The sequence below is a fragment of the uncultured Serinicoccus sp. genome, from assembly GCF_947500995.1.
Classification (GTDB): Bacteria; Actinomycetota; Actinomycetes; order Actinomycetales; family Dermatophilaceae; genus Ornithinicoccus.
In genome coordinates this window covers 392,632-412,423 of record NZ_CANMUA010000001.1, presented here as the reverse complement: position 1 = coordinate 412,423, position 19,792 = coordinate 392,632, and the positions used below count along the sequence as shown (strand labels likewise).

Annotated in this window: 13 protein-coding genes; 9 read left to right on the top strand and 4 right to left on the bottom strand. The window is 73.1% G+C overall.

Annotated features, from left to right (window positions below):
- Positions 1 to 5 precede the first annotated feature (5 nt).
- From Q0967_RS01760 to Q0967_RS01750, 3 genes are read left to right on the top strand one after another with little or no spacing between them, the layout of a single operon-like run.
- The gene (locus tag Q0967_RS01760; protein ID WP_298748809.1) at positions 6 to 773 is read left to right on the top strand and encodes a DUF1353 domain-containing protein; all 768 of its coding nucleotides are present in this window, start codon (positions 6 to 8) and stop codon (positions 771 to 773) included.
- Positions 774 to 810: 37 nt separating this feature from the next.
- Complete coding sequence (locus Q0967_RS01755) at positions 811 to 1,914, top strand: hypothetical protein (protein WP_298748808.1); 1,104 nt, start codon at positions 811 to 813, stop codon at positions 1,912 to 1,914.
- Between the two features lie 52 nt (positions 1,915 to 1,966).
- Positions 1,967 to 2,989 (top strand): tetratricopeptide repeat protein, encoded by a 1,023-nt coding sequence (locus Q0967_RS01750; protein ID WP_298748806.1) that lies wholly within the window; start codon positions 1,967 to 1,969, stop codon positions 2,987 to 2,989.
- Positions 2,990 to 3,070: 81 nt separating this feature from the next.
- Here Q0967_RS01750 and glgB read toward each other — a convergent pair whose 3' ends face one another.
- Genes glgB through glgX form a run of 4 tightly spaced genes read right to left on the bottom strand, consistent with a single transcriptional unit; the run spans position 3,071 to position 15,084 of the window.
- The gene (gene glgB / locus Q0967_RS01745; protein ID WP_298748804.1) at positions 3,071 to 9,058 is read right to left on the bottom strand and encodes a 1,4-alpha-glucan branching protein GlgB; all 5,988 of its coding nucleotides are present in this window, start codon (positions 9,056 to 9,058) and stop codon (positions 3,071 to 3,073) included.
- Positions 9,055 to 10,773 (bottom strand): maltose alpha-D-glucosyltransferase, encoded by a 1,719-nt coding sequence (gene treS, locus Q0967_RS01740; protein WP_298748802.1) that lies wholly within the window; start codon positions 10,771 to 10,773, stop codon positions 9,055 to 9,057. Before treS ends, glgB begins: the two co-directional genes overlap by 4 nt.
- Positions 10,774 to 10,784: 11 nt before the next feature.
- A complete protein-coding gene (locus Q0967_RS01735; protein WP_298748799.1) occupies positions 10,785 to 12,875 on the bottom strand; it encodes a maltotransferase domain-containing protein in 2,091 nt (696 codons plus the stop codon).
- A 10-nt stretch (positions 12,876 to 12,885) separates the two neighbouring features.
- Positions 12,886 to 15,084, bottom strand: coding sequence for a glycogen debranching protein GlgX (gene glgX / locus Q0967_RS01730; protein WP_298748798.1), 2,199 nt, complete (start codon positions 15,082 to 15,084; stop codon positions 12,886 to 12,888).
- Between the two features lie 70 nt (positions 15,085 to 15,154).
- Here glgX and Q0967_RS01725 point away from each other — a divergent pair, with 70 nt between their 5' ends.
- The 6 genes from Q0967_RS01725 (at position 15,155) to Q0967_RS01700 (ending at position 19,728) form a co-directional block, all read left to right on the top strand.
- Positions 15,155 to 15,754: a hypothetical protein gene (locus Q0967_RS01725; protein ID WP_298748797.1), complete on the top strand. Its 600-nt coding sequence runs from the start codon at positions 15,155 to 15,157 to the stop codon at positions 15,752 to 15,754.
- Positions 15,751 to 16,551, top strand: a complete 801-nt coding sequence (locus Q0967_RS01720) for an enoyl-CoA hydratase/isomerase family protein (protein ID WP_298748795.1) — start codon at positions 15,751 to 15,753, stop codon at positions 16,549 to 16,551. The genes Q0967_RS01725 and Q0967_RS01720 overlap by 4 nt, the downstream gene beginning before the upstream one ends.
- A 206-nt stretch (positions 16,552 to 16,757) precedes the next feature.
- Positions 16,758 to 17,114, top strand: coding sequence for a PadR family transcriptional regulator (locus tag Q0967_RS01715; protein ID WP_298748793.1), 357 nt, complete (start codon positions 16,758 to 16,760; stop codon positions 17,112 to 17,114).
- Positions 17,111 to 17,848, top strand: coding sequence for a hypothetical protein (locus tag Q0967_RS01710; RefSeq protein ID WP_298748791.1), 738 nt, complete (start codon positions 17,111 to 17,113; stop codon positions 17,846 to 17,848). The genes Q0967_RS01715 and Q0967_RS01710 overlap by 4 nt, the downstream gene beginning before the upstream one ends.
- Positions 17,849 to 17,956: 108 nt before the next feature.
- A complete protein-coding gene (locus Q0967_RS01705; protein ID WP_299448892.1) occupies positions 17,957 to 18,736 on the top strand; it encodes an electron transfer flavoprotein subunit beta/FixA family protein in 780 nt (259 codons plus the stop codon).
- A 35-nt stretch (positions 18,737 to 18,771) separates the two neighbouring features.
- Complete coding sequence (locus Q0967_RS01700; protein ID WP_299448890.1) at positions 18,772 to 19,728, top strand: electron transfer flavoprotein subunit alpha/FixB family protein; 957 nt, start codon at positions 18,772 to 18,774, stop codon at positions 19,726 to 19,728.
- Positions 19,729 to 19,792: the final 64 nt, after the last annotated feature.

Below are 19,792 nucleotides of genomic sequence, written 5' to 3'. Positions count from 1 at the left end.
ACCCCATGGGGGAGTTCGTCGACCCGCAGACCGGGGGACCGCTGCGCCTCGAGGTGCGCAGCGTGGACGGGCGCGACTTCGTGCTGCTGCAGCCGGTCGGCTACGTCGAGGAGGGCGGCGCGACCTTCGTCGTGCCCGCCGGCTTCACCACCGACTTCGCGTCGGTGCCCCACCTCTTCACCTGGCTGGTGCCCACGAGCGGTGACTTCCTCCCGGCCGCCGTCCTGCACGACGCCCTGGTCTGCCCCGGGAGCTTCGAGGGACCCGAGATCGGTCGGCACGAGGCGGACCGGGTGTTCCGGACGGCGATGATCGGGCTGGGCACCGGACGGGTGCGGGCCTGGCTGATGTGGGCGGCCGTCACCATCGGCACGCTGTGGGCCAGCCGCGCCCTGCGCCAGCGGGGGCAGCTGGTCGGCCTGCTGGGGCTCGTCACCCTGCTCGGCACGGCCGCGACCCTCGACTTCTTCGACCTCGTCTCGGTCGTGCCGTGGATGGGGGACCGCCCGTGGCCGGTCGAGCTGGCGCTCGGGGCGCTCTTCGCGGTCGTGGTGCCGAGCGTGCTCGCCGTGTCCTGGGGACGGTACTGGCCGGCCGGGGTGATCGTCGGGGTCGCGCTGGCGCTCCTGCTGCACGTCACGGCGGCGCTGCTCGCGATCTACGCGTTCTACCTCGTCCTGGAGCGGGTCGTGAGCGGGCCGGCCGACGACGACGGGGTGCGGGTGCGCGACCGTCGGGCCGCCGACGCAGGCACGAGCCTGGGAGATCGCTGATTTCCCCCCACCTGTCCCCGATGTTTACCATATCGTTATGAAGTTCTCCAGGATCACCGCCGCCGCCACGCTGAGCTCGGCCCTCGTTCTTGCCGCTTGCTCCGGTGACGACACCGGCGGCGACGCCACCACCGACGCCGCCGGGGGCAACTCCAGCGCCACCGCCGACGACGCCGCGTCGACCGACGACGCCGGGTCGGGCACCGCCGACGCGACCGGCCAGACGGTGGAGATGACCACCGACGCCGAGACCGCCGCGCTGCCGCTGGACGAGGCCGAGGAGGTCGCCACCGAGGTTCTCACCCAGCGGGTCCGCGCCGACCAGGGCGACGGTGACGACATCGAGGAGGCCCAGGAGGCGTCCATGGCCGGCAGCGTGCTGCGGGCCCACCGGGCCGCCGACCGGCTCGAGCCGGTGACCGGTGAGCCGGCCGAGGTGGACCTCGAGGAGACCCCGGTCGAGCCGAACGTGCTGGCCATCAGCCGCGAGGACGACCAGGACGCGGCATACCTGCTCGTGCAGACCGTCCCCGAGGACGGCGCGCCCGTCCTGCACCTGCTCTCCAGCGAGAGCGGCGAGAGCGGGGACTTCCGGATCACTTGGGAGGCGCCGATGCTGCCGGACACCCAGGTCCCCACCTTCGACCCGCGCTCCGAGGGCAGCCCGGTGCTGCGCGGTGACCAGGGCGACCTCACCATGCAGCCGCGCGAGCTGCTCCGGTCCGTGGGCGCCTACACCGAGTGGCCCCAGCCGGACGAGGTGCCGGACTACCGCACCCACGGCTACGCGCCGTCGGTGCGCCAGGCCGCCGAGGACCAGGCTGACGCCCTCTCGGGCCAGGCGAGCCTGCGGGAGAAGAACTGGCTGGTCTCCGACGACGTCGTCACCCTGCTCTTCGAGGACGGCAGCGGCTTCGTCATGGGCTCGCTGCTGCGCGACACCCAGTTCGTCGTCAACCAGGGCAGCGAGCTCACCACGCCCGAGGAGTTCCGGGTCTTCCAGGACAGCGAGGTGCTGACCGAGCAGGCCACCCTGCGGACCTCCGTCTTCGTGGGGATGCGGGCGCCGTCCGAGGACGTCGACTTCAAGCCGGAGATGCTGGCCGCGACCGAGCAGCTGGTGGACGCCTCCGGCGAGTGAGGTCGGCCCCGGGGCGTTCGGGGCCCGGGCGCCCACGGCATACCCTGGAGACATGAGCCAGCAGCCCTTCTCCTCCGCCGCCCTGCGCGGTGCCGTCGACCTCTCCGCGCTGTCCTCCCGTCCCGGTGCCCCGACCGCGGCTGCCGGGCAGCAGCCCGGTGGTGCGCCCGCGGGGGCACCCGCGGGCGGTGTCCCCGGCCGCAGCGGTGCGCTCGTCCAGGTGAGCGACGACACCTTCGAGTCGGTCGTCAACGCCAGCCTCACCACGCCCGTCGTGCTGGTGCTGTGGACGCCGCAGCTGCCGGAGTCGCTCACCCACCTGCGCGACCTGGCTGAGCGGGCCCGCACCATGGGGGGTCGCTTCCAGGTGGCCGGGGTCGACGTCGCCGGCAGCCCGGGCATCCTGCAGGCCCTCACCCCCGTGCTGCAGCAGGTCTTCGGACAGGTCTCCTCCCTGCCGGTCGTCATGGGCCTGCTCAGCGGTCAGCCCATGCCGTTCTACCTCGGCGTGCAGCCGATGGAGCAGGTCGACCAGCTGCTGGAGAAGTTCCTCGAGGCGGCGGTGCAGAACGCCGTGACCGGTCGGGTCGAGGTCGGCGAGGACGACGGCACCGGGGAGCAGGGCGACGAGGCCGACGGGCAGGACGAGGGGGCTGCCGAGCTGCCGCCGCTGCACCAGGAGGCCTACGACGCGATCGACCGCGGGGACTGGGCCGCGGCGATCACGGCCTACGAGCAGGCGCTGGCCCAGGACTCCTCCGACGAGCTGGCCCGTCTCGGCCTCGGGCAGGTCAGGCTGCTGGAGCGCACCTCCGGGATGGACCTCGCCGCCGTCCGGCAGGCTGCCGCCGACCGGCCCGACGACGTGCAGGCGCAGATGGATGCGGCCGACGTGGACCTCGTCGGCGGGCACGTGGAGGACGGCTTCGGCCGGCTCGTCGAGACCGTGCGCCGCACCGCCGGGGAGGACCGCGACCGGGCCCGCACCCACCTGCTGGGGCTCTTCGAGGTCGTCGGCGCCCAGGACCCCCGCGTCGCCAAGGCCCGCCAGGCCCTCATGAGCGCCCTCTACTGACTTCCCTGCCCGTGACCGCGCTCTACCCCTGAGGACCCTCTCCCGCACCGGACGCGCGTCCGGTGCGGGAGAGGTCAGTCACTACCCGCCGAGGGCGGCGTCCACGACCTGCTGGGCCTCGGCCTGCACCTGGGCGAGGTGCTCGGGGCCGCGGAAGCTCTCGGCGTAGATCTTGTAGACGTCCTCGGTCCCCGAGGGGCGGGCCGCGAACCACGCGCTGTCGGTGCACACCTTGACCCCGCCGATCGCCGCCCCGTTGCCCGGGGCCTCGGTGAGGATCGCCGTGATCGGCTCGCCGCCGATCTCGGTGGCGCTGATGTCTTGCGCCGACAGTTTCTTGAGCCGCGCCTTCTGCTCGCGGCCGGCCGGTGCGTCGACGCGGGCGTAGGCGGGCGTCTGGCCGCCGCCCACCTCGGCCACGAGCTCGGCATAGCGCTGCGAGGGTGAGCGGCCGGTCCGCGCGATGATCTCGGCGGCGAGCAGGGCCAGGATGATCCCGTCCTTGTCGGTCGACCACACCGAGCCGTCGCGGCAGAGGAAGGACGCGCCGGCCGACTCCTCGCCGCCGAAGGCGATGGAGCCGTCCAGCAGCCCGGGCACGAACCACTTGAACCCCACCGGCACCTCGGTGAGCTCGCGGCCCAGACCCTCGGCGACCCGGTCGATCATGGACGAGCTCACCAGGGTCTTGCCGATGGCGGTGCCCTGCGGCCACTCCGGCCGTGCTCCGCCGTAGAGGTAGTCGATCGCGACGGCGAGGTAGTGGTTGGGGTTGAGCAGCCCGCCGTCGGGGGTGACGACCCCGTGCCGGTCGGCGTCCGCGTCGTTGCCGGTGGCGACGTCGTAGTCGGCCCCGCCGCTCATCACCTCGATGAGCGAGGCCATGGCGTCGGCGGACGAGCAGTCCATCCGGATCTTGCCGTCCCAGTCCAGCGTCATGAACGACCACGCCGGGTCCACCCGCGGGTTGACGACGGTGAGGTCGAGCCCGTGGGTCTCGGCGATGGCCTGCCAGTAGTCGACGGCGGCCCCGCCCAGCGGGTCGGCACCGATGCGCACGCCGGCCTCCCGGATGGCGTCCACGTCGATGACGCGGGGCAGGGCGCGGACGTACTCGCCCATGAAGTCGTAGCGACCGGCCGCGGCGACCGCGTCGTCCGCCGGCACCCTCCGCACGCCGTCCAGGCCGGCACGTAGCAGCGCGTTGGCCCGGTCGGCGATCCACCCGGTGGCGTCGGTGTCGGCCGGGCCGCCGTGCGGGGGGTTGTACTTGAAGCCGCCGTCGCGGGGCGGGTTGTGGGAGGGCGTCACGACGATGCCGTCGGCCTCGCCGACCGCACCCTCGGTCTCCCTGTTGTGGGCCAGGATCGCCCGCGAGACCGCCGGCGTGGGGGTCCACCCGTCGCCCTCGTCGACCCGCACGTCCACGCCGTTGGCGACGAGCACCTCGAGCGCGCTGCGCCAGGCCGGCTCGGACAGCGCGTGGGTGTCCCGGCCCAGGAAGAGCGGGCCCTCGGTGCCCTGCTCGGCGCGGTAGTCGCAGATCGCCTGGGTCGTCGCCAGGATGTGGTGCTCGTTGAAGGCGCCGTCCAGCGAGCTGCCCCGGTGCCCGGAGGTCCCGAAGGCGACCTGCTGGTCGAGGTCGTCCGGGTCCGGCACGACCTCGGTGTAGGCCCGGACCAGCGCGTCGATGTCCGTCAGGTCCGACTCCTGGGCCGGCTGACCGGCGCGGGGGTGGCGACCGCCCTCGCCGGAGTCCGCCTCGGCCGCCCCGGTGTCAGTCGCGCCGGTGCCGTCGTCCTCGACCGGGTCGGGCACGAACCACACGGCACCCAGGGGCGGCACCGTGACGAGCGCGGAGAAGGGCTGGCCCTGGTGCGGCTCGTCGACCGCCTCGACCGCGCCGAGGTTGCCCTCGCCCGACCCGCCGTAGGTCTGCGCGTCGGTGTTGAGCACCTCGCGCCACCGGCCGGAGTAGGGCAGGCCGATGTGCACCTGGTGGTGCGGGACCCCGCTGAAGTTGACCACGCAGGCGACGACCGGCCGCAGCCCGTCCGGCCCCTCGTTGCCCCAGCGCAGGTAGGAGTACTGGTTGCGGCTGGCGTCGTTGGCGTCCAGCCAGCTGAAGCCGTGCTCGTGGTGGTCGATCTCCCAGAGCGCCGGCAGCTCGGCGTAGAGCCGGTTGAGGTCGGCGACCAGCGACTGCACGCCGGCGTGCTCCGGGCGCTCGGCCAGCTCCCAGTCCAGGCTCCCGTCGTCGGCCCACTCCCGGGCCTGGGCGAACTCGCTGCCCATGAAGAGCAGCTGCTTGCCGGGGTGGCTCCACTGGTAGGCCAGGAAGGCCCGCGTGGTCGCGAACTTCTGCCACGCGTCGCCGGACATCTTGCGCACCAGCGACCCCTTGCCGTGCACGACCTCGTCGTGGCTGATCGGCAGGATGTACTTCTCGCTGAAGGCGTACACCAGCGAGAAGGTCAGCGTGTGGTGGCTGTGCGCCCGGCTGAACGGCGAGGCGCCGAGGTAGCCGAGCGTGTCGTGCATCCAGCCCATGTTCCACTTGAAGCCGAAGCCGAGCCCGCCCTCGTCGGTGGGCGCGGTGACGCCGGGCCAGGAGGTGCTCTCCTCGGCGATCATCACGACGCCGGGGGAGCGGCGGTATGCCGTGGCGTTGGCCTCCTGCAGCAGCGCGACGGCCTCGAGGTTCTCCCGTCCGCCGTACTGGTTCGGGATCCACTGGCCGTCGTCGCGCGAGTAGTCGAGGTAGAGCATCGAGGCGACGCCGTCGACGCGCAGCCCGTCGGCGTGGAACTCCTCCAGCCAGTAGGTCGCGTTGGCGACCAGGAAGTTGCGGACCTCCGGGCGGCCGAAGTCGAAGATGTAGGACCCCCACTCCGGGTGCCAGCCCTTGCGCGGGTCCGGGTGCTCGTAGATCGGGGTGCCGTCGAAGCGGGCGAGGGCCCACGGGTCGGTGGCGAAGTGCCCGGGCACCCAGTCGAGGATGACCCCGACCCCGGCCTGGTGCAGGCGGTCGATGAGGTAGCGCAGGCCGTCCTCGTGGCCGAACCGGCTGTCCGCGGCGTAGTACCCGGTCACGTGGTAGCCCCACGACCCGCCGTAGGGGTGGTGCATGACCGGCATGAGCTCGACGTGGGTGAAGCCCATCCGCGCGACGTAGGGGACGAGCTGGTCGGCGATCTCGGTGTAGCCCAGCCCCTTGCGCCAGCTGCCGAGGTGCACCTCGTAGACGCTCATCGGCCCGTGGTGGATGTCGCCGGCCGCGCGGGCCGCCATCCACTCCGCGTCCCCCCAGCGGTGCGTGCTGACGGTGACCACCGAGTTGGTGAACGGGGGGACCTCGCTGGCGCGCGCCATGGGGTCGGCCTTGGCCCGCCGGACGCCGTCCGGGCCGGTGATGTCGTACTTGTAGTGGGCGCCCTCGCGGACGCCGGGGACGAACAGCTCCCAGACGCCGACCTCGTCGTGGGCGCGCAGCGCGTGCGTCGCGCCGTTCCAGCCGTTGAAGTCGCCGACGACGTGGACGGCCGAGGCGTGCGGGGCCCAGACGGCGAACCTCGTGCCGGTGACCTCGCCGAGCTCGTCGCGCACCGTCATGACCCGGGACCCCAGGGCCCGCCACAGCTCCTCGTGACGGCCCTCGCCGATAAGGTGCAGGTCGGTCTGACCCAGGCTGGGTCCGTGCCGGTAGGCCTCGTCGACGAGGTGTGCGCCGCGCCCGGTGTCGACCTTGAGCCGGTATGCCGGGACGGTCGCGGTCGGCAGCACCGCCACCCAGATGCCGCCGGTCTCGTGCGTCATCGGCACCCTGACCCCGTCCGCCAGCACGATCTCGACGAGCTGCGCCTCGGGCTGGAGGGTCCGGACGGTGACGTGGTCGTCGAAGACGTGCGCGCCGAGGAGGGCGTGCGGGTTGCGGTGCAGCCCCTCGACGACGTCGGTCGCCTCGTCCAGGTCCAGCGGGAGGGTATGCGGTCCGGCCGGCTCCGCCGGCTCGCTCAGGGAGCGCCGCGGCCCCGTCGGGCGGGCCGTGACGACGCCCTCGCTGGCGTCCTCCCACGCGGTGGCGCGCAGCACCTCCGGGTCGCCCTGCGGCTGCCCGGACCACCCGCTGGCGGCGGCCCGGGGGCGGGGGGCGAGCTCGACGTCCTCACCGGTCCGCCGGCCGGGGGGCACCGTCTCGATGACCATGTCCTCGGGCGGGGGGATGGGGGCGTGCGGGTAGCCGCCGCTCGCACCGCCCGGCCCGCCGGAGGCGCCGGCCGTGCTGCCGCTGGCGGCCCGGGGGTCGCCGGTCGGCGGGTGGGACAGCGGGCCGTCGTGCCGCTCCACCTCGATGAGCGAGGAGCCGTAGTCGTCGTCGACCGGTGCCGGGCCCGGCTCCGGGGCGGTCTGCTCCTGCGCCGTCGGGGCGTCCTGCTGCACGTCGTCGTCACCCATGGTCGTCTCCTCGGTGGTGTCGTGCGCGTCCTGCGGTGAGCCGGGCGCACCCGTCTGCTCGGACTGCGGCGACGGCACCGCGGCGGCGCTGCGGTGGCGTCCGGCCTCGGTGGGGAACGCCTCCTCGGCGGACCCCGCCTCGTGCTCCTGCTCGTGGTCCTGTTCCTGCGGGGTGTCGCGGTGACGGCCCTCGGCCGGCGGCGCGGCGGGTCCGGCGTCGGGGGTCTCGCCGGGAGCGGAGGCGCGGCCCAGGAGCCGGTGCACGGCCCCCAGGGGGATCGGCAGCCAGTCGGGGCGGTTGCGGGCCTCGTAGCTGACCTCGTAGAGGGCCTTGTCCAGCTCCAGGGCCGCCAGCACCGTGCCGGCGGCCTCGGCGCGGGGGTCGGCCCCCGCCTGCTCGGCATACCCCTCGAGGAACGCCTCGCGGGCGGCGTCCGCCCACCGGCTGCGGTCGTCGGCGGCCGCGGCGGCGGCGTAGTCGAAGGAGCGCAGCATGCCGGCGACGTCGCGCAGCGCGAGGTCGGGCTCGGTGCGCTCGGCCAGCGGCCGCAGCGGCTCGCCCTCGAAGTCCAGGAGCACCCAGCCCCGGCCCGGGGCGTCGAGGACCTGGCCCAGGTGGTAGTCGCCGTGGACCCGCTGCAGGTCGGGCAGGTCCGCGGACTCCAGCGGGGCATACACCCCGAGCACGGCGTCCCGGTGCTCGGCGAGTCCCGGCGCGTCCCGGAAGGACTGCTCGGCACGGTCGCGCATCTGGGTCAGCAGCTCGGCCCGGCGCTCGTCGGCCGGGCGGGCCCCGAAGGCCTCGCGCAGCGCGGCGTGCACGGCGGCAGTGGCCGCCCCCAGGGTGCGGGCGCGCCCGCTGAAGTCGTCGTCGGCGTCGGCGGCCACCCGGGCCTGACGCCAGGCGTCCTCGGTGCCGGTGAGGAACTCCTGCGCGAAGGCCAGGTGGCCGTGGACCTCCCGGCCGTCCTCGCCGGGCCAGCGTCCCTCGACGTAGCCGAAGGGCTCCGGCACGAGGCGGTGGCCCGACCCGCCGCGGCTGATGGCGGTCTGCACCGAGACGTCCGGGTTGTCCCCCTCGTGCAGGACGCGGAAGAGCTTGATGATGAGCGGCCGTCCGCCGCGGTGGGTCTCGACGATGATCGAGGTGTTGGACTGCTCGCCCGACAGGACCCGGGCCGTGGCCAGCGCCGGGCGTTCCCCCTGCGGCGCCACCCGGCGCGAGCGGGCGGCGGGCACCTCGTGGTCGGCGGCCATCTCCGAGAGCAGCACGTCGGCCAAGACCGGGTCGTGGGTGGCGTCGTAGATGTAGCGGGTGCCCAGCTCGGGGTGCTCCGCGGTGGCCACCAGCGCGTGCGCGAGGAAGGGCACCGCCTCGGCCCGGTAGGTGAGCGGGATCTGGTAGACGGTGGGCCCCTCGCCCGACGACGACGCCGACTCGTCGAGCACGATGTGGTCCTCGATCCCGACCTCGCCGTAGGGGTCCTGCCAGCGGATGCCGGAGACCCGGCGCAGCCGCGGCGTCGCGTCGCCGGCCTGCTTGCCGCGGAACCAGCGCTGGCGGGCCACCCAGGCCGGCAGGAAGTCCTCGAACGACGGGGTGAGGTCGGTCATCGCTGCTCCTCCTTCGGGGTCAGGCCCAGCCAGTAGAAGCCGCGCGAGCCCATGCTGAGGGTGACGGTGCCGTCGGCACCGACGTCGGGGAAGTTGTGCCCACCGAAGAGGTCGCGCGCATCGGCCCCGTGCAGGCGCTCCGGCAGGGTGATGGTGCTGGCCTGCGGCCGGGAGGACAGATTGTTGACGCACAGCACCGCGGGGTAGCCCTCGCGCTCCTCCTCGTCGCTGCCAGGCGGCAGGGCGCGGGCGAAGGCGAGCACGGCGTCGTTGTCCGTCTCGCAGGGGAGGTACTCCCCGGTGCCGAAGACCTCGTGGGCGGCCCGCACCTGCAGCATGCCGCGGGTCCAGTGCAGGAGCGAGGACCCGCTGGCCATCTCGGCCTCGACGTTGACGCTGTTGTGGTGGTAGACCAGCGAGCTGATGACGGGGAGGTAGAGCTTGCCCGGGTCCGCCGTGGAGAAACCGGCGTTGCGGTCCGGGGTCCACTGCATGGGGGTGCGCACGGCGTCACGGTCGCTCAGCCAGATGTTGTCGCCCATGCCGATCTCGTCGCCGTAGTAGAGGCACGGGGACCCCGGGAGCGAGAGCAGCAGGGCATTGATGAGCTCGATCTCCTCGCGGGAGTTGTCGAGCAGCGGGGCCAGCCGGCGCCGGATGCCGATGTTGGCGCGCATCCGCGGGTCGGGGGCGTACCAGCCGTACATCGCCGAGCGCTCCTCCCCGGAGACCATCTCCAGGGTGAGCTCGTCGTGGTTGCGCAGGAAGGTGCCCCACTGCGTCCCCTCGGGGATGCGTGGTGTCTCCTCCATGACCCGGACGATCGGCTCGGCCTTCTCCTCGCGCAGCGAGTAGTAGAGCCTCGGCATGACCGGGAAGTGGAAGCACATGTGGCACTCCGGGGCCTCGGGGGTGCCGTAGTAGTCGACCACCTCGGCCGGCATCTGGTTGGCCTCGGCCAGCAGGACCCGGCCCGGGTACTCCTCGTCCACCATCGCGCGCAGCCGGGCGAGGAACTCGTGGGTGCGGGGGAGGTTCTCGCAGTTGGTGCCCTCCTCCTCGAAGAGGTAGGGCACGGCGTCCAGCCGGAAGCCGTCGATGCCGAGGTCCATCCAGAACCGGACGATGTCGAACATCGCCTCCGCGACGGCCTCGTTCTCGAAGTTGAGGTCCGGCTGGTGGGAGAAGAAGCGGTGCCAGAAGAACTGCCGCCGGACCGGGTCGAAGGTCCAGTTGGACGTCTCGGTGTCGACGAAGATGATCCGGGCGTCGGCATACTTCTCGTCGGTGTCGGACCAGACGTAGAAGTCGCCGTACGGGCCCTCGGGGTCCGAGCGGCTGGCCTGGAACCACGGGTGCTGGTCGCTCGTATGGTTCATCACGAGGTCGGTGATGATGCGGATGCCGCGCGCGTGCGCCTGGCTGATGAGCTCACGGAAGTCCGGGAGGGTGCCGAACTCGGGCAGGACCGCGGTGTAGTCCGCGACGTCGTACCCGCCGTCGCGCAGCGGCGAGGCGTAGAACGGCGGGATCCACAGGCAGTCCACCCCGAGCCACTGCAGGTAGTCCAGCCGGTTCATCAGCCCGGTGAAGTCGCCCGAGCCGGACCCCGTGGAGTCGTCGAAGGCCCGCACGAGGACCTCGTAGAAGACCGCCTTGCGGAACCAGTCGGGGTCGTTCTTCAGTCCAGGCTGATGGAGGTTGAGCCCGCGCATCGTGCTCCTTCTCAGGCGGTGGTGACGTGGACGATGTGGACCGGCTCGTGGCCGTAGCCGGGGCCGAGCTCGACGTAGGGCGCGTCGTCCCACGTCCAGGTGGACCCGGTGACGAGGTCGTGCGCGTGGAAGCGGTCGCCCCAGGAGAGCCCGAGCGCGGGCAGGTCGAGGTGCAGCCGGCTCCCGCGGACGGTGTAGGGGTCGAGGTTGGCGACGACGAGCACGGTGTCCTGCCCCGAGCCGTCCCCGGCGCCCCCGCCGTGCTTGGAGAAGACGAGGAGGTTCTCGTCCTCGGCGTGGTGGAAGGTGACGTTGCGCAGCCAGTGCAGGCTCGGGTGCTCGGCGCGGACCCGGTTGAGCATCGTCAGCCAGCCGGTGAGGTCGGGCCGGCCGTGGACCGGCTCGCCCCAGCGGCGGTCTTTGAACTCGTACTTCTCGTTGTCGACGTGCTCCTCGGCGCCGGTGCGCGGCACGTCCTCGACGTGCTCGAAGCCGGCGTAGATGCCGTAGGTCGGCACGAGGGTCGCGGCCAGCGCGGAGCGCACCAGGTGGGCGGTCACCCCGCCGTTGCTCATGTACGGCGTGAGGATGTCGTGCGTCGTCGGCCAGAACGAGGGGCGCATGTAGGGCGCCGTCTCGGTGGCGAGCTCGGTGACGTACTCCGCGAGCTCCGCGGCGGTGCTGCGCCAGGCGTAGTAGGTGTAGGACTGCTGGAAGCCGACCTTGGCCAGGGTGCGCATCATCATCGGCTTGGTGAAGGCCTCGGCCAGCCAGATGACGTCGGGGTGGTCCTTCGCCACGTCGGCGATGAGCCACTGCCAGAAGTCCACCGGCTTGGTGTGCGGGTTGTCGACCCGGAAGATCCGGATGCCGTGGTCGATCCACACCTGGACCACCCGGCGGATCTCGGCATACACCTCGTCCGGGGTGTTGTCGAAGAAGACCGGGTAGATGTCCTGGTACTTCTTCGGGGGGTTCTCGGCGTAGGCGATGGAGCCGTCCGCGCGGATCTGGAAGAACTCCGGGTGCTCGGTGGCCCACGGATGGTCCGGGGACGCCTGCAGGGCGATGTCCATCGCCACCTCCAGGCCCAGGCCCTGCGCGCGGTCGACGAAGGCGTCGAAGTCCGCGAAGTCACCGAGGTCGGGGTGCAGCGCGTCGTGCCCCCCCTCGGCGGAGCCGATGGCGTAGGGCGAGCCTGGGTCGTGCTCGCCGGCGTCGAGGGTGTTGTTGCGCCCCTTGCGGTTGGTGCTGCCGATCGGGTGCACCGGGGTGAGGTAGACCACGTCGAAGCCCATGTCGGCGATCGCCGGCAGCCGCTCCTGGGCGGTGGTGAAGGTTCCGCTGGTCCACAGGCCGGTGTCCGGGTCCCGGGTGGCACCCTCCGAGCGCGGGAAGATCTCGTACCACGCGCCGGTCAGCGCCAGCGGGCGCTCGACCAGCCAGGTGACGGCCGGGGACGGGCTGACCAGCTCTCGCAGCGGGGTGCGGGCCAGGACGTCCTCGACCTGCGGCGAGGTGCCGGCGTGCAGCCGCTCGGGGACCGGCAGGGCGCTGCGCCGCAGGGTGTCGACGGCCTCCTCGAGGACCTGGCGGTCGGCGTCGTCGTGCGCGCCGTCGTCGAGCGCGCGCTCCAGCACGCGGGCACCCTCCTCGAGCATGAGCTCGACGTCCACCCCGGCCTCGACCTTGATGGTGCCGTCGTGCTCCCACGTGGCGTAGGGGTCGGACCATCCCTCGACCCGGAAGGTCCAGACCCCCTCGCGGTCGGCGTGCACCTGCGCCTGCCAGTGCGAGAGCCCCGGGTTGGTGCACGTCATCGGCACGTGGTGCTCGCCGCCGTCCGGGTCGGTCAGCACCACGGTGGCGTTGACCGCGTCGTGCCCCTCGCGGAAGACGGTGGCGGTGACGGTGAAGATCTCGCCGACGACGGACTTGGTGGGGCGGCGTCCGCCGTCGACCACGGGCTCGACGTCCAGGACGGGGATCCGGCCCAGCGGCTCCTGGCCGACGGCGGCGAGGACCGACCGGTCGATCGAGGAGGAGGCGGGGCGTCCGGACGCAGGGGCGGACGGGGTGGGCGTGGTCGAGTGCTCGGTCACCCGCACCAACCTACCGGGCTTCCGCGTCGGAAACCACGCGCGTCGCCGGGTCCCCGTCGCCCGCCTCGCCGAGCGCCGCGGTGAGCACGGTGAGGCTCGTCGGCCCGACCTCGACCGCACCGCCGGGGTCCACCCGCGACCCTGCCGGCACCGCGCTCCCGCTGGTGAAGCGCACGTTCCAGGACCGGACGTCCTCGACCTCCGGCAGCCGCAGGGAGGTCGGCGCGGTGCCTGCGTGCAGGAGCACCGCGACGGCGCGGCGACCGTCGTCCGGGGTGTCGTGGTGCAGGGTGTCGAAGAGGGCCGTGAGCGTGCTGCGGTGCGGGTCGTTCCACTGGTGCTCGCCCAGGACGTGGCCGTCCTCGGCGAACCAGCGCAACCGCGTGCGGCCGGGGAGGGCGTCGAAGGTCGGGAAGTCGGTCGTGCGCAGCAGCGGGAGGTCGCGGCGCAGGGCCAGCAGCGACCGGGTGTCCGCCAGCAGCGCGGACTGCCACTCCTCGAGGTCCCAGTCCAGCCAGGTCAGCTCGGAGTCCTGGCAGTAGGCGTTGTTGTTGCCCTGCTGGGTGCGCCCCGCCTCGTCACCGGCCACGAGCATCGGGACCCCGGGGGCGAGCAGCAGGGTCCCGAGCAGGTTGCGGACCGAGCGCCGGCGGCGGGCCAGCACCTCGGGGTCGTCGGTCGGCCCCTCGACCCCGTGGTTCCACGACCGGTTGTCCCCGTGGCCGTCCCGGTTGTCCTCGCCGTTGGCGTGGTTGTGCTTGTGCTCGTATGCCGTGAGGTCGGCCAGCGTGAAGCCGTCGTGGGCGGTGACCAGGTTGACCGAGGCGAGGGGGCCCCGGCCGCCGTGCCCGAAGAGGTCGGCCGAGCCGGCCAGGCGGGTCGCGAGCTCGCGCACCCCGTGGCCGCCGTGCCCGTGCAGGCGGCGGCCGACGTCGGCCAGCCAGAAGGTGCGGGCCGTGTCGCGGAACCGGTCGTTCCACTCGGCGAAGACGGCGGGGAACTGCCCGGTCCGCCACCCGTGCACCCCGACGTCCCACGGCTCCGCGACGAGCTTGACCCGCGAGAGGACCGGGTCGGTCTCGAGCGCCACGTGGAAGGCGTGCTCGCGGTCGTAGGCGTCGTCGCGTCCGCGCGCCAGCGCGGGGGCGAGGTCGAACCGGAAGCCGTCGACGTGGAACTCCTGGACCCAGTGCCGCAGCGAGTCCAGGACCAGCCGCGCCACCTGCGGGTCCCGCAGGTCCAGGGTGTTGCCGCAGCCGGTGACGTCGATGTCGCGCCCGCGGTCGTCGAGGCGGTAGTAGGTGCGGTTGTCCAGGCCGCGCGGGCCGAGGGTCGGGCCGTCCCAGGAGGACTGCTCGGCCGTGTGGTTGTAGACGACGTCGAGGACCACCTCGATGCCCGCCCCGTGCAGGGCGCGGACGGCCCCCTTCACCTCGTCGACGACGCCCTGGGGGTCGCGGGCGGCGGCGTAGGGGGCGTGCGGGGCGAAGAAGCCGAGGGAGTTGTAGCCCCAGTAGTTCGTCAGGCCGCGCCGGACCAGCGAGGGCTCGGAGGTGAAGGCGTGCACGGGGAGCAGCTGGAGGGTCGTCACCCCCAGGCTCGTCAGGTGCTCGACCACCGCGGGGTGGCCGAGCGCCGCGTAGGTGCCCCGCTGCTCCGGCGGGACCTCCGGGTGCAGCCGGGTCAGGCCGCGCACGTGCGCCTCGTAGAGCACCGTGTCGGTCCAGGGCACCTGGGGCCGGACGTCCCCGCCCCAGTCGAAGGTGCCGTGGTCGACGACCACCGAGCGGGGCACGAACGGGGCCGAGTCCCGGTCGTCGCGGGCCTCCGGGTCGGTCCAGCCGTGGTCGCCGGCGACGTGCCCGTAGACCTCCGGCCGCCAGGTCACCTCCCCCTCGACGGCTCCGGCGTAGGGGTCGAGCAGCAGCTTGTCGTGGTTGTGCCGGTGGCCCTGGTCGGGCGCCCAGGGACCGTGCACCCGCAGGCCGTAGCGCGTCCCCGGCACCAGCTCGGGCACGAGGTCCCACCAGATCCCGTGGGCGGAGCGGGTCAGCGGGACCCGGCGCTCGCCGGTGGGGGTGGACAGGCAGAGCTCGACGGCGGTGGCGTGCCGCGCCAGCACGGCGATCTCGGGGCCCTCCGCCGTGGTCGTCACGCCCAGCGGCGGCGGGCGGTCGAGGCTGCGGCGGGGCCGGGAGGGAGGGGGCACGGTGGCCCAGCGTAGGGCCACCGGCGGGCGGGGCTGCGCAGGACCTGGGCCGAGCCGTTACGTTGGAGCCATGAGTGATCCGACCTCGCTGCCCAACTTCCCGCCGCCCCCGCAGGAGCACCCGCTGACCGGTCGCGTCCTCGACGCGCTGCAGGACCTGCAGATGTCGCCCAACCTGGACAAGGCCGGCGACGTCGCCTTCGAGGTGCAGGGGCAGAAGCTGTTCGTCAAGGTCATCGAGGGCGAGCAGTTCGACATCATGCGCATCTACGGCCAGTGGCAGATCGCCAGCAGCGTCCCCGAGGAGCTCTTCACCCGGCTCAACGGGTGCAACGACGTGACGCTGGGGGTCAACCTCGTCAAGGCCGGCATCGCCAGCGGCAACCTCGTGCTGGCGGTCGAGCAGATCATCGCCCGCTCCGAGCCGCCCAAGCCCAAGGTCCAGATCGCCACCGGCCTGCTGCTGCAGGCGCTGCAGCTCTGGCACCGCAACGTCATCGCCAAGGCGCAGGTCGAGCGCGGCGAGGAGCCCGACCTCCCCGAGGGCGCCCCCGAGGGGACCGAGGTCGGCCCGTGGCTGAGCGTCGGCTCCCGGGGCCAGCAGGCCCCCGGCGACGGGAACGCCGACGGGAACGCCGACGGGGGCGGTGCGCCGGGAGACCAGGCGTGAGCCGCACCCTCGCCACGGCGAGCGACCTCGTCCGCGTCGAGGTCGAGGACGGCGTCGCCACCGTCCGCATCGACCGGCCGAGCATGAACCCGCTGTCGATCGAGGTGCAGGACGCCCTCGGCGAGGCGGCGCGCCTGGTCGGCGACGACGAGGAGGTCGCGGCCGTCGTGCTCTACGGCGGCGAGAAGGTCTTCGCCGCCGGCGCCGACATCAAGGAGATGCAGGACATGTCCTACCCGGACATGGTCCGGCGCGCCCCGGTCATCCAGGAGTGCTTCTCCGCCGTCGCGCGCATCCCCAAGCCGGTGGTCGCCGCGATCGAGGGGTATGCCCTCGGCGCCGGCAACGAGCTCGCGCTCTGCGCCGACTTCCGCGTCGCCGCCTCGGACGCCCGGCTCGGGCAGCCGGAGATCCTGCTCGGCGTCATCCCCGGCGCGGGAGGGAGCCAGCGGCTCGCCCGGCTCGTCGGACCGGCCCGGGCCAAGGACCTCGTCTTCACCGGCCGCATGGTCGATGCCGCCGAGGCGATCGAGATGGGCCTGGTCGACCGGGTGTGCGACCCCGGTCAGGCGCACGCCACGGCCCTGGAGATGGTGCGCGGGTACGTCGGTGGCCCGAGCCTCGCGCTGCGGGCCGCCAAGGAGGCCATCGACCGTGGTCTGGACGGCGACCTCGAGACCGGCCTGGCCATCGAGGCCATGCAGTTCGCCGGCGTCTTCGCCACGCAGGACCGGGAGATCGGCATGCGCTCCTTCGTCGAGCAGGGGCCCGGCAAGGCGGAGTTCACCGGCCGCTGACCCCTCGTCCCTGTCGCTCTCCTCGCCGACCGAGCGCCGGGTGTGGTTGCTGGCGCAACCACACCCGGCGCTTGGTCGGTCTAGGAGCAACCACTCACGGCGCTCGGTGGCCCCTGACCCCACCGGGCGTCGCCTGTGGTGGGTTCCCGCTCGTCTGGCACCCGCTCTAGTTGACGTGCCTGACTAGTTAGGCATACGATTTAGTCATGACGGCGGACGAGTGGCCCAGCGAGTGGCTGCGCGGCGTGCTGGGGGTATGCGTGCTCCGGGTCCTGCTCGAGGGGCCCAGCTACGGCTACGCGATCACCCAGCGGTTGGCGCAGGCCGGCCTGGGCACCGTCAAGGGCGGCACCCTCTACCCGCTCCTCGGGCGGCTGGAGGAGGCCGGCCACGTCGAGGTCGAGTGGCGCCCGGGGGAGGGCGGACCCGGGCGCAAGTTCTACGCCCTCACCCCCCAGGGGCGGCGGCACGCCGACGAGCAGGCCGACCGCTGGGCCGCCTTCACCACCACCACCCGCCGACTCACCGAGGGTGCGCCGGCCGACGCTAGGAGCGTGCGATGACGAGGACCGCCGACGAGGCCATGGACCCGCGCCACCTGGCGCCGACGGTGGAGCGGCGGTGGCTGGACGCCTTCCTGCTGGAGCGGAACCTCCTCGGTGTGCGGCCGGACCGGCTGGGCGACGACGTGGTGACGGTCGAGAGCCACGTCCGCGAGTCCGGGGAGAGCGCCCAGGAGGTCTTCGGCGACCCGGTGGCCTACGCGCGGGAGCTGCCGGTCGGTGCCGACCGCGAGACCGGTCTGCGCCGGACCGACGTGGCGCACATCTGCCTGGGGCTGGCCGGCCTGATGCTCACCGCGTGGGCGCTCACCGGCTGGCTCCGCGGCGACGGGCTGACGGTGACCGGCGGCGACCTCGGCTCGGCCGCCCTGCTCGGACTCCTGACGACGTTGCTGCTGGCCGCGCCGGAGGCCACGCTGCGGGTGCTCGTCGGGAGGCGCCGGGTCGTCGTGGTGGCGCCCATCCTCATGATCGGCGGGTTCGTCGCGGTCCAGCTGCTGTGGCCCGAGGAGCTCTTCACCCTCCCGGTGCTCGGGCCGACGCTGGTGGGCCTGGCGGCGCTCCTGGCCTCCAGCGTCATCGCCTACCGCACGTTCCGCGACGGCGCTCTCCGGGCGCCGGGCGAGGCCGCGGCCCCCGGGGCCGCCCGGCGGCGCTGGACCCTCGCGCTCCTCTACCCGGTACTCCTGGTGTTCCTGGTGCTGATGGGCTGGGTCCCCAGCCTCTTCGGCTGACCCGGTCCCGTCGCTGGGCCGACGGCATACCCTCCCGGTTGGCTTGACGCGAGCGTCAAGTGTCAAGATGGGGCCAACGACCCACCCACAACCACGAGGACGTGAGCAGTGAACATCGTCGTCTGTGTGAAGTACGTGCCGGACGCCCAGGGCGAGCGCGGTTTCGAGTCCGACCGCACCACCGACCGCGAGGGGGTGGACGGCCTGCTCTCCGAGCTGGACGAGTATGCCGTCGAGGAGGCGCTGAAGATCGTCGAGGCGGGCGAGGGCGAGGTGACGGTGCTCACCATGGGCCCCGAGGACGCCGCGACCGCGATCAAGAAGAGCCTGCAGATGGGGGCCCACCAGGGGGTCCACGTGCTGGACGAGGCCATCGCCGGCTCCGATGCCGTGGCGACCTCGCTCGTGCTGGCCGAGGCGGTGAAGAAGTGCGGTGAGGTCGACCTCGTCCTCACCGGGCTGGCCTCCACCGACGGGGTGATGTCGGTCGTGCCGGCCATGCTCGCCGAGCGGCTCGGCCTGCCCCAGGTGACCTTCGCCTCCGAGCTCACCGTCGAGGGCGGCCACGTGCGCATCCGCCGCGACAACGAGTCCTTCTCCGAGACCGTCGAGGCCGACCTGCCGGCCGTCGTGTCGGTGACCGACCAGATCAACGAGCCGCGCTACCCCTCGTTCAAGGGGATCATGGCGGCCAAGAAGAAGCCCGTGCAGACCTGGAGCCTGGCCGACCTCGGCGTCGACCCCTCCCAGGTCGGCCTGGACGCGGCCTGGGCGCGCGTCGAGGAGACGCAGGCCCGCCCGCCGCGCGAGGCCGGCGAGGTCGTCACCGACGAGGGCCAGGGTGGCGAGGCGCTCGCCGACTTCCTGGCCGCGCGCCGGCTCGCCTGACCCGGCCGACACGACATACCAAGGAGCCTGCAGACATGAGTGAAGTCCTCGTCCTGGTCGACCACGTCGACGGTGACGTCCGCAAGACCACCGCCGAGATGCTCACCGTGGCGCGCCGCCTCGGCGAGCCGTCGGCCGTCTTCGTCGGTCAGGGGTATGCCGCGGCGAAGGAGACGCTGGCCCGCTACGGCGCGGCGAAGGTCTACGTCGCGGACGACGCGGTCTACACCGACCACCTCGTCGCCCCCGTGGCCGAGCTGCTGGCCGACCTGGTCGCGCGCACCTCGCCCGCCGCTGTCCTCGTCGCCTCCACCAACGACGCCAAGGAGGTCGCCGGCCGGCTGGCGATCAAGACCGGGTCGGGCCTCATCACCGACGCCGTCGACGTCGCGACTGGCGACGCCGGCCTGCGCGTGACCAAGTCCGTCTTCGCCGGCAGCTACACCGTCGCCGCGCAGGTGGGCACCGGCACCCCCATCATCACCGTCAAGCCCAACAGCATCCCCGCCGAGGAGTCGGCGGCCAGCCCGACCGAGGAGACCGTGACCACCGAGGTCTCCGACGTCGCCCGGGCGGCGCGGGTGACCTCGCGCACGGCCAAGGAGAAGTCCGGCCGCCCCTCGCTCACCGAGGCCGCCATCGTGGTGTCGGGCGGGCGCGGCACGGGCGGCGACTTCGGCCCGGTCGAGGCCTTCGCCGACGCGCTCGGTGCGGCCGTGGGCGCCTCGCGCGCGGCCGTGGACGCCGGGTGGTACCCGCACTCCCATCAGGTCGGCCAGACCGGTGTCTCGGTGAGCCCGCAGCTCTACGTCGCGGCCGGCATCTCCGGCGCGATCCAGCACCGCGCCGGCATGCAGACCTCCAAGACGATCGTCGCGGTCAACAAGGACGCCGAGGCGCCCATCTTCGAGCTCGTCGACTTCGGCGTGGTCGGCGACCTCTTCACGATCCTGCCGCAGGCGGCCGACAAGGTGCAGCAGAACAAGGGCTGAGCCCCCGGCCGCCGGTGGTCCGCGGTGCCCGAGCGCTGTGGGGCCGCTCGTAGACTGGGTCCCG

Excerpts from the sequence above, each read along its gene's own strand:
- Q0967_RS01755 (WP_298748808.1), top strand. The coding sequence starts at position 811 with ATGAAGTTCTCCAGGATCACCGCCGCCGCCACGCTGAGCTCGGCCCTC.
- Q0967_RS01750 (WP_298748806.1), top strand. The coding sequence starts at position 1,967 with ATGAGCCAGCAGCCCTTCTCCTCCGCCGCCCTGCGCGGTGCCGTCGAC.
- Q0967_RS01700 (WP_299448890.1), top strand. The coding sequence starts at position 18,772 with ATGAGTGAAGTCCTCGTCCTGGTCGACCACGTCGACGGTGACGTCCGC.
- Q0967_RS01710 (WP_298748791.1), top strand. The coding sequence starts at position 17,111 with ATGACGAGGACCGCCGACGAGGCCATGGACCCGCGCCACCTGGCGCCG.
- glgB (WP_298748804.1), bottom strand. The coding sequence starts at position 9,058 with ATGACCGACCTCACCCCGTCGTTCGAGGACTTCCTGCCGGCCTGGGTG.
- Q0967_RS01725 (WP_298748797.1), top strand. The coding sequence starts at position 15,155 with ATGAGTGATCCGACCTCGCTGCCCAACTTCCCGCCGCCCCCGCAGGAG.
- treS (WP_298748802.1), bottom strand. The coding sequence starts at position 10,773 with ATGCGCGGGCTCAACCTCCATCAGCCTGGACTGAAGAACGACCCCGAC.
- Q0967_RS01715 (WP_298748793.1), top strand. The coding sequence starts at position 16,758 with ATGACGGCGGACGAGTGGCCCAGCGAGTGGCTGCGCGGCGTGCTGGGG.
- Q0967_RS01760 (WP_298748809.1), top strand. The coding sequence starts at position 6 with ATGGGGGAGTTCGTCGACCCGCAGACCGGGGGACCGCTGCGCCTCGAG.